Annotated in this window: 14 protein-coding genes; 2 read left to right on the forward strand and 12 right to left on the reverse strand. The window is 64.8% G+C overall.

From position 1 onward, the window contains the following. Position 1: 1 nt before the first annotated feature. The gene (locus tag BOX17_RS05985; protein WP_071942690.1) at positions 2-952 is read left to right on the forward strand and encodes an AEC family transporter; all 951 of its coding nucleotides are present in this window, start codon (positions 2-4) and stop codon (positions 950-952) included. A gap of 373 nt (positions 953-1,325) precedes the next feature. After that, the gene (locus BOX17_RS05990; protein ID WP_071942692.1) at positions 1,326-2,129 is read left to right on the forward strand and encodes an SDR family NAD(P)-dependent oxidoreductase; all 804 of its coding nucleotides are present in this window, start codon (positions 1,326-1,328) and stop codon (positions 2,127-2,129) included. Positions 2,130-2,154: 25 nt separating this feature from the next. On the opposite strand, the gene BOX17_RS05995 is transcribed toward BOX17_RS05990, so the two are convergent. From BOX17_RS05995 to BOX17_RS06055, 12 genes are all read right to left on the reverse strand, one after another. Beyond that, the gene (locus tag BOX17_RS05995) at positions 2,155-3,930 is read right to left on the reverse strand and encodes an ABC transporter substrate-binding protein (protein ID WP_071946687.1); all 1,776 of its coding nucleotides are present in this window, start codon (positions 3,928-3,930) and stop codon (positions 2,155-2,157) included. A 67-nt stretch (positions 3,931-3,997) separates the two neighbouring features. After that, a complete protein-coding gene (locus BOX17_RS06000; protein WP_071942694.1) occupies positions 3,998-4,735 on the reverse strand; it encodes a sulfite exporter TauE/SafE family protein in 738 nt (245 codons plus the stop codon). A 121-nt stretch (positions 4,736-4,856) separates the two neighbouring features. Beyond that, positions 4,857-5,447, reverse strand: coding sequence for a malonic semialdehyde reductase (locus BOX17_RS06005; RefSeq protein ID WP_071942696.1), 591 nt, complete (start codon positions 5,445-5,447; stop codon positions 4,857-4,859). Between the two features lie 50 nt (positions 5,448-5,497). Beyond that, positions 5,498-6,361, reverse strand: a complete 864-nt coding sequence (locus BOX17_RS06010; RefSeq protein ID WP_071942698.1) for an intradiol ring-cleavage dioxygenase — start codon at positions 6,359-6,361, stop codon at positions 5,498-5,500. A 4-nt stretch (positions 6,362-6,365) separates the two neighbouring features. Further along, positions 6,366-7,274, reverse strand: coding sequence for an NAD(P)-dependent oxidoreductase (locus tag BOX17_RS06015; protein ID WP_071942700.1), 909 nt, complete (start codon positions 7,272-7,274; stop codon positions 6,366-6,368). After that, on the reverse strand, positions 7,271-8,638 hold the full coding sequence (locus tag BOX17_RS06020) for an amidohydrolase family protein (protein ID WP_071942702.1): 1,368 nt from the start codon (positions 8,636-8,638) through the stop codon (positions 7,271-7,273). The genes BOX17_RS06015 and BOX17_RS06020 overlap by 4 nt, the downstream gene beginning before the upstream one ends. Beyond that, complete coding sequence (locus tag BOX17_RS06025; protein WP_071942704.1) at positions 8,635-9,714, reverse strand: maleylacetate reductase; 1,080 nt, start codon at positions 9,712-9,714, stop codon at positions 8,635-8,637. Before BOX17_RS06025 ends, BOX17_RS06020 begins: the two co-directional genes overlap by 4 nt. A 40-nt stretch (positions 9,715-9,754) precedes the next feature. Further along, positions 9,755-11,329, reverse strand: a complete 1,575-nt coding sequence (locus tag BOX17_RS06030; RefSeq protein ID WP_071942706.1) for a sugar ABC transporter ATP-binding protein — start codon at positions 11,327-11,329, stop codon at positions 9,755-9,757. Next, entirely contained in the window at positions 11,326-12,285 is a 960-nt protein-coding gene (locus tag BOX17_RS06035) for an ABC transporter permease (RefSeq protein ID WP_071942708.1), read from the reverse strand. The genes BOX17_RS06030 and BOX17_RS06035 overlap by 4 nt, the downstream gene beginning before the upstream one ends. Before the next feature lie 11 nt (positions 12,286-12,296). Beyond that, positions 12,297-13,307 carry an ABC transporter permease gene (locus BOX17_RS06040; protein ID WP_083582088.1) on the reverse strand — a complete coding sequence of 337 codons (1,011 nt, stop codon included), beginning with the start codon at positions 13,305-13,307 and terminating at the stop codon, positions 12,297-12,299. Positions 13,308-13,507: 200 nt separating this feature from the next. Then, entirely contained in the window at positions 13,508-14,446 is a 939-nt protein-coding gene (locus BOX17_RS06045) for a sugar ABC transporter substrate-binding protein (protein ID WP_071942710.1), read from the reverse strand. 470 nt (positions 14,447-14,916) lie between these two features. Further along, positions 14,917-15,708 carry a M48 family metallopeptidase gene (locus BOX17_RS06055; protein WP_071942714.1) on the reverse strand — a complete coding sequence of 264 codons (792 nt, stop codon included), beginning with the start codon at positions 15,706-15,708 and terminating at the stop codon, positions 14,917-14,919. Positions 15,709-15,712: the final 4 nt, after the last annotated feature.

Consider the following 15,712-nt stretch of genomic DNA (forward strand, 5'->3'; position numbering starts at 1 on the left):
AGTGCTTGAGATCCTGGCGATCACGCTGCCGATATTCCTGCTGATAGGTGCTGGTTACACCGCGGCGCGCACCGGCCTTTTGAGCCGCGACAACATGCAGGGCGTGGGCACCTTCGTCATGTACCTGGCCCTGCCATCGCTGATCATCCGCGCCTTGACCGACCACCCGCTGTCGGAGGTATTCAACCCGACCTACCTGCTCGCCTATGTGCTGGGTTCGCTGGCGGCGTTCCTGCTGGGACTGGCGATCTCCGTGGGGGTGCGTGGCAAGACCCTTGATGCCGGCGCCATCCACGCCCTTGGGATGTCGGCCTCAAATAGCGGCTTTATCGGTTATCCCGTGGCGATGATGGCGATCGGCCCTCCGGCGGCTATCTTCATGGCGCTCAACATGGTGGTGGAGACACTGATCATCATCCCTACGGCGCTGATACTTGCCGAGGCCAGCCGCCAGAACGGCAATGGAGTCGGGCAGGTGGCGCGCCAGACCCTTGCTCGCCTGACACGCAACCCGGTGCTGATCGGACTGTTGATCGGCATCCTCCTCGCCCTGACCGGTCTGAGGCTGCCGGGCCCGCTATCCCAGGCTGTCAGCATGCTGGCCGACGCGGCGGGCCCCGCGGCACTGTTCACCATCGGCGGCATGCTCCATGGCCTCAAGGTGCGTGGCATGGCCATGGATGTCAGCCAGGTGGTACTGGGCAAGCTGTTCCTTCACCCCCTGTCCGTGCTGGGCCTCTTCCTGTTGCTGCCCCACCCGGACCCGCTGCTGATCGCCGGCGGCATGCTGTTCGCCAGCGCCCCCATGATCAGCGTCTACCCGCTGTTCGGTAAGCAGTATGGCCAGGGCGACACCAGCGCCGCGGGCCTGATGGTCAGCACCCTCGCCTCCTTCGTGACCATCAGCCTGATGATCTGGCTGCTGACGCAATTCGGCCTGCTGCCGGTCTGATACCCGCTATCAGCAAGCTGACACCTCGCCTGGGACCATTACCGGACTCTGGCGGCCCGACACCCTGGCAGCCTGGCTGCTGTCCGTTTCTCCCCCGGCGGCAATGCAGCGTTCCTCTGTTCAGTCAGCATGACGAACATCGCCCGGTGCCCCCTGAAAAATCCAATCTGGTCAGATTGGCCATGGCGGCAACTGTCATTGCCGGACCGGCCTGCAGACAATACGGGGCAGCAAGGACACACAGCGCACCGCTCACGCGAAAGCTCGCCGTGGAGGACTCCTTGTAGACACCGGCTCCATGCGCCAAGAGATACGGGCCACCAGGTCAGCGGTGGTATGGAGAGACCCACAACAAGATTTCCGAGGTGACACGATGGACAAGACTCGACTTGCAGGAAAGAACTGCCTGATCACAGGCGCCGCGCGGGGCATGGGTGCCGCCGTTGCCGAACACTATGCGGCACAGGGTGCCAATGTGTGCGTGGCCGATCTCAACACCGACGGGTGCAATGAGGTCGTGGCACGCATCAAGGAGAAGGGTGGCAATGCCATCGCCGTGAAGCTCAACGTTACCGAGCGTGACCAGATGAAGGCGGCCGTCAAGGCCACCGTCGATGCCTTCGGCAGCCTCAACGTCATGGTCAACAACGCCGGCATCAACAAGCCACTGATGTTCATGGACATCACGGAAGAAAACTGGCACCAGATCATGGACGTCAATGCCCTGGGTTGCCTGATCGGGATGCAGGAAGCCGCCAGGCAGATGATCGACCAGGGCAAGGAGAACGGTCCCTACAAGATCATCAATGTCGGCTCCATCCTGTCCCGCCAGGCCTTCGATGATGTGGTGCCCTACTCCTGCAGCAAGCACGCCGTGCTGGCGATGATCAACGGCGGCGCCAAGGCGCTGGTGGACCACAACATCACCGTCAACGGCTATGGCCCGGGCGTCGTTCGCACCGAGCTGTGGGAGCAGCTGGACAAGGACCTCGTCAGCATCGGCAAGTTCGACAAGCAAGGCCAGTCCATGGACGAGCTCGCCGAGAAGATGATCCTGATGAAGCGCTACTCCTACCCGGAGGACGTGGTCGGTACCGCCTCCTTCCTGGCCAGCCAGGAGTCGGACTACATGACCGGCCAGCTGCTGATGATCGACGGCGGCATGATCATGCAGTGAGGCCACCGGCCTCCCGGCGGGTGGCTCAGTAGTATTCCCTGTCGCGCATCAATCGATCGGCCCTGTCCTGCGCAATGGACAGGGCCTTCTTGATGGAGCGGCGCCCGTCGAGCACCTCGAATATCTCGTGCCCGGCAATGCCGATCAGCTCCGTGATCCCCGGCACCGGGGGGCGTGGCCAGGCCTGCAGGATGTCCTTCCGCGCCATCTCGTCCACCACGCCGATGAGCGGTGAAAGCGAAGATACCTCCGGGTCGCGACTGACACTGAAGCGCGGGGTGACCAGGCTCCCGTTCATGACATAGAGCTTCGACAGGCCGGCCGAGGTCAGCGTCTTCAGGGCGCTCCAGGCGGCTTCGATGCGTGCCTCGGAGAGGTTGGCCGGAATGGCCAGCGCATAGCCGCCGATCGGGGTGATCGGGGCACCATGGTTACCGACCGGGTGGGGCAGGTACCCGGTATTGCCCCAGGCAGGCGACGTCTGGTTGAGCTCGAACAGGGGGGCCAGCAGCGTGTAACTGTAGGCCATGCAGGACTCACCCGAGGCATAGGACCTGGCACGCTCGTACCAGGCCATGTTGAGGATGTTCGGCGGCGAATATTTCAGGATATCCAGCATGTATTCACAGGCGCGAAAGGCCGCATCCGTCTGGAACATCGGCCGATACTCCTCGCCTGACACGTGCTGGAAGTCATAGCCGTTCCGGGTGCGCCGAAGGTTCATGATCGGCTGGCCGAACTTCGCCATCAGGAAGGTGAACGTATGGCCCAGCGGCGTTCCCCTGGCGGCGTTCCAGGCGATGCCGTAGCGCCCCTTGCCGGGATCATGCAGTCGCCTGGCGACCTTGATCAGTTCCTCGGTGGTCGTCGGGGGCGCCAGGTGTTCCCGCTCGAAGATATCCTTTCGATAGCACAGCAGCTCCGGCGTCGTCTGGACCGGAATGCCGTACTGCCTGCCGGCATACTGCGAGCTCTGGATGGCCATGGGGTGGAAATCGGACAGGTCATGGCCGTCCCGCGCCAGCAGGCGGTCCAGCGGCAGCAGCATGTCCTGGGATGCCAGCTCCCCGAACCAGGGGAGGTCACAGGCGATGACATCGTACCGGGAGTTGGGCAGGCAAGCGTTGGAGAGGATCTCCGCGCGTAGCCCGTCGATCGACTTCGCCTTGTTCTTGATCTCCACCCCGAAGACCGCCTCCAGCTGCCGCTTGAGGTTGTGCATGGCCATGAAGGTCGGGTCGGCATGGACCAGGACGCGCAGTCCCCCTCTCAGCTCGAGGCGCTGGGAGAGCACGGCGGGCGGCGGGATGACGGCGGAAGTCTCGTCGACCTTTCCCAGCAGGATGCGACTGTCCGGGCCGGCGCCCGCCTCCACCCCGAAGGTGTCACCCAGCAGGGACTTGATCCGGAGGGCATAGGCTTCCCACTCGTCGATCAGCGCCGCAGACGGGTGGAGGGACACCGTCTTGCCCGACTTGGTCCGGGGACGCGACAGCAGCAGCCCCCGCTTGAGGAGGCTCTCGATGCCGCGCTTGGCCGTGCCATAGGACAGGCTGGAGGCATCGGCCAGCGAGGTGGGCGTCGTGAGTCGTCCCGCCAAGTGGTTGCGCATGATGTGGATCATCATGCGCATCTCCCGATACCCATGGGTCATGGAGAGCGCCTGCTCGGTTTCCTCCTCGAGCTGCTCGATGAAATCGATGAACCGCGCAAGCTCCGTGTTCGAGAGCTTCGACATGGGAGTCTGGGGCAGCGTGTCGTAGGGTCCCTCCGGGTACTGCACACACTGATCGTCGATCATTCTCACCTCGAGGACCTCGATGGAATCGATATCCAAAGTACCCCTCGACTAGCCTGCCGAGCAACTGTTACCCGGCACCATCGACGATCAGCCGAATGCCCAGCAGGATCAGCAGGGTGAGAATGACCCGAAAGAACAACTCCCCGCTCAGACGCTTCTGGATGACGAGCCCCAGGCGGACCCCGAGCCAGGCGACGGGGATCATCAGCAGGGCCACCGTCAGGTTCTCGACGCTGAGCAGGCCGAGCAGCCCATAGGGCACCAGCTTGACGAGGTTGGTGGCGGCCAGGAAGACCACGGCGGTGCCCAGGAACTGTTCCTTGGAGAGCCGGCACTGCAGCAGGTAGAAGTTCAGCGGCGGGCCCCCGGCATGGGCGATGAAGCTGGTGAAACCGGCGATCCCGCCACAGAGTCCGCCGATCCAGCCCGGCATCACGCGACCACGGAAGGGCTTGAACAGGCCCCACAGGCCGAACAGGATCGAGAAGATGCCCAGCAGCACCTTGAGCAGGTCATCATCGAAGAGCCCGTAGGTCAGATAGCCGACGGCGACGCCCAGTATCGCCGGGGGGAACATCAGCCACAGCAGCGAGCCGGCACGATGTCGCCACCAGGCCCGCAGGCTGAAGACATCCATGACGATCAACAGCGGCAGCATGACGGCCACGGCGAAGGTCGGGCTCGCCTTCAGCGAGATCAGGGGGACGGCCACCACCCCGACGCCCCCGGCGAACCCCGACTTCGAGATGCCGGTGATCAGTACCGCCACGACCATCAGGACAATGAACTGCCAGTCATACACCATGTGACGCCTCGTGCTTTCCGGAGGAAATGAAAAAGGGCCGTGCGAACACGGCCCACATCCAAAGAACATGCAGAGTCCGGCGGCCGCACCGGATCAACGAGGCGGCCGCCGGTCGGACCTGTCAGAGGACCTGGCAGACCTCATCGAACTCGAAACGATCCTGGCGCGGGAAGAGCGCCGAGGCATCGCCGTATCCCAGGTTGCAGAGGAAGTTGCTCTTCACCTGGCCATCGGGGAAGAACTCCTCATCCACGGCCGCGTTGTTGAAGCCGGACATCGGCCCGGCATTCAGTCCCAGCGCGCGAGCGGCCAGGATGAAGTAGCCCCCCTGGATGGAGCTGTTGCGAAAGGCCGTGGTATTGATGAAGTCGGTCTTGCCCTCGAACAGCGACTTGGCATCCTTGTTGTGGGAGAACATGCGCGGCAGATGCTCGTAGAATTTCGTGTCGTAGCCCAGCACGGCCACCACCGGCGCCTTCATGGTCTTCTCCTGGTTACCGGGAAGCAGGGCCGGCTTGAGCCTTTCCTTGGCTTCCTGGCTCTTCAGGAAGATCACGCGAAGGGGCTGGCAGTTCATGGAGGTCGGGCCGAAATGCATCAGTCGATACAGCTCGCGCAGCTTTTCCTCGCTGACATCCTGATCCGTCCACACATTGTGGGTGCGTGCCTCGGTGAACAGGGTCTCGACCGCATGGTTGTCAATGACAGTCATCTAGCGTTCCTCTTTCTGGTAATGGATGGTTTCGTCTTGTTGCGATGCGACTAGCGACTCGCCTTCAGGCCGAAGTCGTATGTCAGATGGCGGTAGGGCACTTCCATCGACCGTCCATCCGGTGCCTTTCCTGGCGGCAGCAACTCATACTCCTTGACCAGGGAATCCTTGACGCCGAACACGGCATCGGAGTCCAGATAGGGGTCGTCCTCGGCGAAGACCTGGGTCACCAGGGTCTCGTAGCCCTCGGCCATCAGCATGAAGTGCACGTGGGCGGGCCGGTAGGGATGGCGTCCGGTGATCTCCAGCATCTTGCCCACGGGGCCGTCGGTGGGGATCGGATAGGGCGAGGGAGTCACCGTCCAGAAGGCGTATCGCCCCTGATCGTCGGTGGTGAACCGGGCCCGCAGCGAGGCACTCTCGAGCTCCTTCTGGACGTCATAGAAGCCTTCACTGTCCGACTGCCAGACGTCGACGACGACATTGGCCAGTGGCTCGCCGCGTTGGTCGTGGACCCGCCCCTCCACGAAGAAGGGCTCTCCCTCGACGTTCCAGTCGATGGACTCGCCCTGGGCGACCTCGGGCGGGTCGGCGACATAGAAGGGGCCCAGCACCGTGCTTTCCGACACCATCGGGTCCGACGTATGGTGATTGATGGCGTCGACCAGCATCGTCACGCCCAGGGTATCGGAGAGCAGGATGAACTCCTGGCGCTCATCGTCGCACATCTGGCCGGTCCGGGTCAGGAAGTCGATGGCCTGGGTCCACTCCTTCTCGGTGGGCTCCACCTCGCGGAGGAAGGCGTGCAGGTGGCTCACCAGGCCGTTCAGGATGGTCTTCAGTCGCTCATCCTGACACCCGGAGAACTCCTCGATCACGGCGTCGGTGATGTTCTCTGCATTCAGGTTGCGCATGGCATTACCCCTTTGTGGGCTCGATGGCCGACAGCCCAGAGAGGCGCTCGGTGTGATGGACGGTGGCGATGTAGTCGTCCTCACCGTGCCCCGTGCCGATCAGCGAGGTGTAGGCCTCGCGCATCTGCGCGGCGAGGGGCACCGGCACGCCGGCGCCATGGGCACAGCCGAGAATCAGGTCGAGATCCTTGGCCATCTGGGCGGCAGAGAACGTCGAGGTGAAGTCCCGCTCGCGCAGGGGCGGCACCTTGTACTGGACCATCGGCGAGCCCACCGCGCTGTCGGCGACCAGCTCGAGCATGTCGTCCCAACCGATGTTGCCCTTGCGGGCCAGGGTCAGGGACTCGCCCAGCATCCCGGCGCTGACCGCGATCATCAGGTTGATCGCCAGCTTGGCGTAGCGACCCTGCTCCTCGTCGCCCAGCCAGTACTGGGCCTTGGTGAAGCTCTGCATGACCGGAACGGCCGCCTCCAGGGCCTCCCGCGGGCCGGAGACCATGGCCGACAGGGTGCCGGCCTCGGCGGCGACCGGGTTGCCCGAGACCGGGCTTCGCAGGTAGGCGATGCCCCGCGCCTCGGTGGCCCGGGCCACCTGCGCGGAGGCCTCGATGCTCACGGTGCTGGTCTCGATCAGCGTGGCGCCGGGCGCCATGTGAGCGATCAGCTCCCCGGCCCCCAGGCAGAGCCCCAGCAGGGCCCGGTCATCGGGAATCGAGACCAGGACCAGGGAGCAGCCGTCGACGGCGGAGGCCAGGTCCTGGTGGACGACGATGCCGGCCTGCTCGGCCAGGGCCATGCGCTCGGCGCTGAGGTCGAACCCCTGCACCGCGTGCCCCGCGGCGGCGATGCGGGCCGCCATGGGCAGGCCGAGCTTGCCCAGTCCCACCCAGGCCACCTTGTGTGTGGTTGTCATTGGGCTGTCTCCTCGTGTTGTTGCCGTTTCTGCAGCTCGGCGTAGATGCGATGGCCGGACGCCTCCAGCTCGCTCAGGCCATCGGCGACATCGGCCAGCAGCCGACCGTGTCGCTTGTGGAACTCCCCCGCCACCATGACGCTGTCGACGTTGGCGAGACTCGCCTGCATGACGACGCTGGACACCGGGTCGCTGACCGGCTGCATGTTGAGCAGGTTGCTGTCCAGCAGCACGATGTCGGCCTGCTTGCCGGGCGTGAGACTGCCGATGCGGTCCTCGAGCCCGAGGGCGCGAGCGCCGTGGAGGGTGATCCACTCCAGCGCCTCGCGGGTGCGGATGGTCGAGGTGGCGGGGATGGTGCCCTGCTCCCGGCGCGAGGCGTCGTTGTCCAGCGAGCGCTGCATGCCCAGGGCCGCGCGCGCCACGGCGAACATGTCGCCCGAGATCACCGACTCGAGATCCACCCCCAGCGACACGACGCCGCCATGGCGGCGGACATGGCCGGTGATCGGGAAGCCGTGCCCCTGGGTCATCTCGTTCTCGGGAGCGATGGAGAAGGTCACGCCCTGCGCGCAGAAGCGGGCCAGCTGACCATCATCCAGGCTCTGGCCGTGCACGATGTTGATGTCCGGCCCCAGCAGTCCGCGCTCCTCGATGACGTCCCAGCCCCCGGGACTCACGGCCTGGCCGCCGCCCTGGTGCATGGAGGCCACCAGGCCGAACTCCTTGGCGAGCTCGAAGTCGTGCAGGGAGACGTCGAGGGTCGAGTAGTGCGGGCCCAGGATCGCGAGACCCAGGGTCACGCGCCCCTGCCGATCCGCCAACGGCCCGGCCAGCAGTCTCTCGACTTCGCTGCGGGGATGGGGAATCTCGCTGAAGTGGGGCTGGCCGGGCTTGGGGTCCGGCTTGGGAGAGCCGTGGAAGAAGACGGCGCGGATGCCCGACTCCTGCAGCCCCCTGACGGCGGCATCGGTATGCGCCGGCGTGGGGTTGTTATGACACCAGTCGCCCAGGGTGGTGGCACCGCAGTTGAGCTGGTTCAGTGCGCCCAGGCGGGTCGCGACATGGATGTCCTCGGGGGTGAACAGCGTCGCCAGGCCGCGATGCACGTGACCGAAGTATTCGAGCAGCGTCCAGTTGGCGGCGACCCCGCGCAGGGCCGTCTGCCAGGTATGCATGTGGGCATTGACCAGCCCCGGGATGAGGATGCCGCCGCGACAGTCGACGACCTCGGCACCCTCGGCGGACAGGTCATGCCCCACGGCCAGGATGCGGTCGTCTTCCACCAGGACCTGGCCCGAGGTCAGGTCCCCGATGTCCGGGTCGAGGGTCAGCACGGTGGCATTGGTCAGCAAGGTCTTCATGCGTCGGTGGCCTCCAGGGTTTCGGGACGACGGCCGGCATAGGCATCGTCCAGCAGCCGGTGGATGCCCTTGGCCTCGATCTCGCGGGGATTCCAGTAGGGGTTGGCGGTGGCGATCTCCGTGGCCCGGTCGATGTCGCCCTCCTTGAGGCCGATATCACGCAGGGCGAGGGGGGCCCCCACGGACCGCGCCAGGTCGTAAAGCCCCGCGGCGGCATCCTCCGCGCCCAGCGCCCGGGCGATGCGCGCCATCGCCTCCGGGGCGGCCTCGGCGTTGTAGGCCACGGCATGGGGCAGCACGATGGTGTGGGTCTCGGCATGGGGCAGGTCGAAGGAGCCACCCAGGGTGTGGCAGAGCTTGTGATGCAGCGACATCCCCACCGAGCCGAGACAGGCGCCGCACAGCCAGGCGCCATAGAGCGCGTCGGAGCGCGCGTCGACGTCTTCTGGGGTGCCGGCGATCGTCGGCAGGCTGCGCGCCAGGGCCGCGATCCCCTCCTCCGCCATCATCGAGACGATCGGGTTACGATCCTTGGCATAGAGGGCCTCCACGGCATGCGCGATGGCATTGATGCCGCTGGTGCCCGACATGCCCACGGGCAGCCCGAGCGTCAGGTCGACGTCATAGATGACCGTCTCGGGCAGTACCTTGAGGGTCCGCTGGGTGGTCTTGAGGCCGTCCTTCGTCTCCCCGAGGATCGGCGTCATCTCGGAACCGGCGTAGGTGGTGGGAATCACGATCTGAGGCAGGTCGGCACGCAGGGCGATCGCCTTGCCGAGCCCGATGGTGGACCCGCCCCCGATGGCCACGACGCCGTCGGCGCCCAGCGAGGCCAGCACGCGCATCGCCTCCTCGGTGGTCTCCACCGGGGTATGCATGCGGGCCCCGGCGAAGACATCGGCCCCCAGTTCACCGAGCTGGTCCAGCACCTGGCGTGCCTGGCCTTCCTGCTGGGGCGTGGAAAGCACCAGCACCCGTTGGCAGCCCAGCGCCTGGACCTCTTCCGCCACCCGGGCCAGGGTCCCCTGGCCGAAGATGACCCGGGACGGCAGGCCATTGTAGGTGAATGGCATCATGATGTTGTCCTCGTTGGTTGGGTGAGCACCAAGATGGGCATCAGGTGACGGGCCGATCGGCGGACGCATCGGCACCGGTCACGTACTGCCCGGTGATGGCCTGCACCAGCGCATCCTCGGAGACCGCATCGCCGTCGAACTCGGCGGTCACCTTCCCGTCGTACATGGCGATGATGCGATTGCTGACGCCCAGGACCTCGGGCATCTCCGAGGAGATCACCAGGACCGCGTACCCGGTCCTGGCCAGGTCCTTGATCAGGGCATGGATCTCCGCCTTGGAGCCCACATCGATGCCGCGGGTCGGCTCATCGAGGATCAGCAGCTTGGGATGGGTGTGCAGCCACTTGCCGATGACGATCTTCTGCTGGTTGCCGCCGCTGAGGTTGCCGACCTTCTGTCGCCAGCTCGGCGTCTTGATCTTCATCGCCTGCTGATACTTGTCGTAGACGCTCTTCTCGGCAGCGGGCTTCATGAAGCCGTTGGTGGAGACGGTCTCCAGGCCCGCGAGGGTCATGTTGTCGCGACAGTTCATCCCGAGGATCAGCCCCTGGTCCTTGCGATCCTCCGGCACCAGCGCGATCCCCTGGGCGACCGCATCGTGGGTGGAATGCAACCGGGCGACCTGGCCATCGAGCAGAATCTCGCCTGCCGAGATCTTGCGCAGGCCGAAGATGGTTTCCGCCACCTCCGAGCGCCCCGCTCCGACCAGGCCATACATGCCGACGATCTCGCCCTTGCGGACGTTGAAACTCACGTCACTGAATACCCCGTCGACGGTGAGGCCACGGAGCTCGAGCATGTTCTCGCCGAAGTCCTTCGGCTTGCTGGCATGGTCGAGCTCGAGGCTGCGGCCGATCATCAGCTTGGTGACTTCGTCCTCGTTGGTGTCGGCGGTGTTCACCGTGCCGTTGTACTCGCCGTCCCGGAGCACCGAGATCCGCTGGGAGAGATGGAAGATCTCGTCCATGCGGTGGGAGATGTAGACGATGCCCACCCCCTGCTCGCGCAGGGTATTGATGATCTCGTAGAGAACCGGTTTCTCGTGGTCGGTCAGCGACGCCGTCGGCTCATCGAAGACCACGATCTTGGGGGTGAAGACGAGCGCCCGGGCGATCTCGACCATCTGCTTCTTGGCGATGGAGAGTTCGCTCACCATGGCCTTCGAACTGAAGGAGCACTTCAGGCGGTCGAGGATTTCCGTACTCTCGCGGTGCAGGGTCTTCCAGTCGACCCGGTTACCCCACTTCTTGGGGAGGCTGCCCAGGAAGATGTTCTCGGCCACGGACATCTCCGGCACCAGCGACTGCTCCTGGTGGATCAGCACGATGCCGCTCTTCTTGGCCTCCTTGGGGTTCTCGAAGACCTTCTCCTCCCCCTCGAGCAGAATCTGGCCACCGTTGGGGGTGTGCTTGCCGGCCAGCACCTTCATCAGCGTGGACTTGCCCGCACCGTTCTCGCCCAGCAGGGCATGGACCTCGCCTGCCCGGACGTCGAGGCTGACCTTGTTGAGCGCGATCACGCCCGGGAACTTCTTGGTGATCTCGACCAGGGAGAGGATGGGAGTTTCCCCGTGTGCAGACGCTCCTGATGTGTGTGTCGCAGCTGCAGTGCTCATACCTGCACCCCCTTGGAAGACTTGACATTGATCTGCTGGTCGATGATCAGCACGGTGATCAGGATCGCCCCGAGGATGACCAGCACGTAGAAGGCCGGCACCTGCATCATGTTCATCCCGTTGCGCAGGACCCCGATGGCCAGCACGCCACCCAGGGTGCCGGTGATGCTGCCGTAGCCCCCGGTGAGCTTGGTGCCGCCGAGCACGACGGCGGTGATGGTCCAGAGTTCGTAGTCCCGACCGAGGTTGGGCGTCGAGGCCCCCATCTGGGTGGCCAGCAGGACACCGGCCAGGGCCGCGAAGAAGCCGACGATCATGAAGTTGATCATCATGTTGCGGCCGATCCGGATACCGGCATCCAGGGCCGCCTCGGGGTTGCCCCCCACGGCGAAGGTGTTGCGGCCATGACCGGTCTTCTTGAGCACCAGGTGCATCGCCAGGGTGCAGAGCAGGAAGATGATGGCCAGCACGGGGAAGGGGCCGATGGTGCTGGCACCGAAGTCAGAGAAGGCGAAGTTGCTGGCGTAGAAGGACTGTTCTTCGGTGTAGACGAAGATCAGCCCCCGCACCCCGATCATCGCACCCAGGGTGACGATGAAGGCGTTGACCCCGGTCTTCCAGACCAGCAGGCCATTGAGGGCACCCAGCGCCACACCCGTGGTGATGGCGACCAGCACCGCCAGGGTCAGGCTGTACTCCTGCAGGCCCACCGAGAGGGACGCCGCCAGACCCAGGGTCGCCCCCACGGAGAGGTCGATGTTGCCGTTGATCATCACGTAGGTCATGCCGAGGGCGATCAGCCCGATGGTGGACGTCTGGACGAGGATGTTCGTCAGGTTACCCACCGACAGGAAGTAGTCGGACATGACGCTGAAGAAGACGGTGATGACGATGACGAAGATCCAGATCGGCTGAATGGCCGCTCCGCCGCTCATGAAACGTTTCATATCGATCATGGTGTTCCCCCTCAGGAGTGGCGGGTCAGCAGATGCTTGCGCTTGTTGGCAAGATCCAGCCATACCGCGAGGATGATGATGACCCAGGTCACGAGCCACTGGGTGTAGTAGGGGTAGCCCAGCAGCAGCAGGCCGTTCTGGATGAAGCCAAGGATCAGCACGCCGATGACCGTCTTCCAGATACTGCCGGCGCCGCCCAGCAGGCTGGTGCCGCCGAGGATGATCCCGGCCAGCACGAGCAGCTCGTAGCCCTGCCCCACGTTGTTCTGGGAGCCCATCACCCGCGAGCCGAGCACCAGGGCGGCACAGGCCACACAGAAGGCCGAGATCAGGTAGGTGCTGAACACGCACCAGTTCTTGCGAATACCGGAATAGACGGCTGCCACGGGATTGCCCCCGATGGCGAAGATACGCCGTCCGTAGCCGGTGAAGGACATGACGACCTGCACGATGATGGCCAGCAGGGCGAAGATGATGACCGGTACCGCGATGCCCAGCAGGTAGCCCTGCCCGAACACGCTGAACCAGGTCTCGCTCTGATTGGCGATGTCGACGTTCTGGCCACCGCTGTAGATCAGCACCAGGCCCTGGATCGCCGAGAGCATCGCCAGGGTGACGATGAGCGAATTGAGCCTCATGAACCCCACCAGGAAGCCGTTCACGGCCCCGAGCATCAGGGTCAGCGCGAACATCACCAGGATGGCGCCGACCGGGCCGATCTTGTCATGGAGATCCACCACCAGGACGGTGGAGAACGACAGCATCGATCCCACCGAGAGGTCGAGGTTCCCGCCGATGATCACCACGGTCACGCCGACCGCGATGATGCCGATGATCGAGGCCTGTCGAACCACCGTCATGATGTTCGACTGGGAAAGAAACTGTTCGGAAAACAGCGAAAATGCAAACATGCAGATCAGGAAGAACACCAGGATTCCCTGGGCCGATAGGAAGTTCAGGAGACCGGCCTTGTGTTTCTTGCTGAGCATGAAGCCTTGCTTGGTCTGTTCTGCAGAAGCCATGTCACTCACCTGTATGGGCGCAACCTTGTTCCGAAGGTCACCGGATGTCCGTCCAGTGAGCTGACCTCCACGATACGGCGTCGATGCCGGAGAAAAGGGCAGAGCACTGCGGGACCATCCACCATGGCCAACGGACTGTCTTTGAAGAAGCACCAGAGCGCATGAGGCCCGAAGGCCTCATGCGACTCGGCGGGGGACCTTCAGAACACCGGCTTGTCGAACTCGGAGATATTGTCGGCCGTGATCTTGGGGGTCTCGAAGAAGTTCATCTTCGGCACCTCCTTGCCCTCCAGGACATCGAGTGCCGTCTGGAGCGCCGCCTCGGCGTCATCGACCGGGGACTGGTAGATGGAGCCGTAGTACTCGCCACGCTCGATGGCCTCGTAGCCCACGGCGAAGTTGGTGGCGCCGATGAAGGCGATATCCCCCGCCCTGCCGGCACTCTTGGCCGCGTTCAGCGCGCCGACGCCCATGTTGTCGTCACCGGAATAGACACCATCGATGTTGTCGTACTTGGTGAGGAAGTTCTCCATGACCCGCTGGGCCTTCTCGCGGTTCCAGTCCGCGGGCTGGGTCTCGAGGATCTCGACGCCGGGACAGGCCTCGGCCAGCCGCTCCTCGAAGCCCCCGGAGCGCTCCATGGCCGTGGTATAACCGGGCTGCCCGGCGATCTGGACGATCTGCCCCTCACCATCGAGGGCATCGCACATCATCTCGGCGGAAGAGGCGCCCTGCTGGACGTTGTCGGGACCCGAGAAGGCGGCGATATACTCCATGCCCGCATCGGCAATCTTGGAGTTGGTCACCACGACCGGGATGCCCGCCTGGTGGGCCTGTCGAATGGCGGGGATGACCGCCTGGCCGTTGGTGGGCCAGATGATGATCGCATCGACCTGCTGCTGGATCAGGTTGCGAACCTGGCCGATCTGGCGCGCCACATCGCCGCCGGCATCGAGGACGACGACGTCGACGTTCTCGTTTTGTGCAGCGGCATTTTCGAAGGCGCTTTCATAGGTGGTCTGGTAGCTGTCGACGCCGACATTGTTCTGGGTGATGCCGATCCGGTAGGTCTCTTCCGCGTGGGCAAGACCCGCCGAGAGCATCATGACACTGGTGGCTAGCGCTGTTTTGTAGAACATGGTGACTCCTGCTTTGTTGTAGTAGCTTTCACCGACTCACCGAGGGGGCGGTGAGAGTACGTGGAGCTTAGGGCCGCCCCCTGATTTGGCGCAACGCGACCACGAGAGAGAAATGACCAATCTGGTTATTTTGTCTCCCTGCCCATCGCCACAGGCTGGCCTCGCTCGACCAAGAAACAACACAACCAATTGAAATAAAAGATATTTTAAAAACTTCCGACCAAGAGGCCGCACGACAAGTAAAGTGCCGCGCCCCACCGGTCGTGATCCGGGGGAGGCGAACCGGCGGGCGGGATGGGCGGTGAATCCCGCTCCATGGGCGGCGGTAAGGCAGGCGAGGAAGGCCTCGTGCAGGCGTCGGCGAGGACTGACGCGAGCAGCAGGTGCTTGAGGGCGACGACGAGGTCAGGGACGAGGAAGCCGGAGACGGCCAGCGCCCCGGGAGTGAGGGGCGAGGCACACGATGACGGCTAGCCGGCGCAGCGTGCCGGGGGAGCGTCACGGAAGGCGGCCATGGCCTCCGGCATGCGGCGCTCGAGGGCCTCGATGCGGGTGTCGTGGGCCGGGTGGGTGGAAAGAAATTCCGGCGGCTGGCCGCCGCCCGCGGCGGCCATGTTGCGCCACAGGGCCACGCTCTGGCGGGGGTCGAACCCCGCCGTGGCCATGATGGCGAGGCCCATCTGGTCGGCCTCCTCCTCGTGGGCGCGGCTGAACGGCAGGGCGATGCCCAGGCGGGCCCCCAGCCCCAGGGCCTGCATCAGCCCCTCCCGGGCCAGCTCCCCCTCGCTGACGAGCCCCACCACCAGCAGCACCGCCCTGATACCGAGCTGCTGGGTGAACCGCTCGTTGCCGTGGCTGGCGAGCACGTGTCCGACCTCATGGCCGAGCACGGCGGCCAGCTGGGCGGGGGTCTCGGCCACCCGCAGCAGTCCGGCATGCACCCCGATGCGCCCGCCCGGCAGGGCGAAGGCATTGGGGGTGGGGTCGTCGAACACGACCACCTCCCAGGCCTCGGGCATCGCCGCGCCGGGGTAGCGCGCCTCGGCGGCATCGACCACGGTGCGCGCCACGCACTGCACGAGCCGGTTGGCGGCCGGGTCGCGCGCGATGGGCCGCTGGCGGCGCATCTGCGTGAAGGCGTCGCCTCCCATCTCGTCCATCAGGCCCTCGGGCACCAGGGCCAACTGGGAGCGGCCGGTCGGCGTCTTCTCGCAGCCGGCCAGCAGCAGCGTGGCCAGCAGGAGCAGCAGGCAACGCCTCATCCGC

It is taken from the genome of Halomonas aestuarii (assembly GCF_001886615.1).
GTDB classification, from domain to species: domain Bacteria; phylum Pseudomonadota; class Gammaproteobacteria; order Pseudomonadales; family Halomonadaceae; genus Halomonas; species Halomonas aestuarii.

Coding starts and splice junctions, on each gene's coding strand:
- BOX17_RS05990 (WP_071942692.1), top strand. CDS start 1,326: ATGGACAAGACTCGACTTGCAGGAAAGAACTGCCTGATCACAGGCGCC.
- BOX17_RS05995 (WP_071946687.1), bottom strand. CDS start 3,930: ATGATCGACGATCAGTGTGTGCAGTACCCGGAGGGACCCTACGACACG.
- BOX17_RS06000 (WP_071942694.1), bottom strand. CDS start 4,735: ATGGTGTATGACTGGCAGTTCATTGTCCTGATGGTCGTGGCGGTACTG.
- BOX17_RS06005 (WP_071942696.1), bottom strand. CDS start 5,447: ATGACTGTCATTGACAACCATGCGGTCGAGACCCTGTTCACCGAGGCA.
- BOX17_RS06010 (WP_071942698.1), bottom strand. CDS start 6,361: ATGCGCAACCTGAATGCAGAGAACATCACCGACGCCGTGATCGAGGAG.
- BOX17_RS06015 (WP_071942700.1), bottom strand. CDS start 7,274: ATGACAACCACACACAAGGTGGCCTGGGTGGGACTGGGCAAGCTCGGC.
- BOX17_RS06020 (WP_071942702.1), bottom strand. CDS start 8,638: ATGAAGACCTTGCTGACCAATGCCACCGTGCTGACCCTCGACCCGGAC.
- BOX17_RS06025 (WP_071942704.1), bottom strand. CDS start 9,714: ATGATGCCATTCACCTACAATGGCCTGCCGTCCCGGGTCATCTTCGGC.
- BOX17_RS06030 (WP_071942706.1), bottom strand. CDS start 11,329: ATGAGCACTGCAGCTGCGACACACACATCAGGAGCGTCTGCACACGGG.
- BOX17_RS06035 (WP_071942708.1), bottom strand. CDS start 12,285: ATGATCGATATGAAACGTTTCATGAGCGGCGGAGCGGCCATTCAGCCG.
- BOX17_RS06040 (WP_083582088.1), bottom strand. CDS start 13,307: ATGGCTTCTGCAGAACAGACCAAGCAAGGCTTCATGCTCAGCAAGAAA.
- BOX17_RS06045 (WP_071942710.1), bottom strand. CDS start 14,446: ATGTTCTACAAAACAGCGCTAGCCACCAGTGTCATGATGCTCTCGGCG.
- BOX17_RS06055 (WP_071942714.1), bottom strand. CDS start 15,708: ATGAGGCGTTGCCTGCTGCTCCTGCTGGCCACGCTGCTGCTGGCCGGC.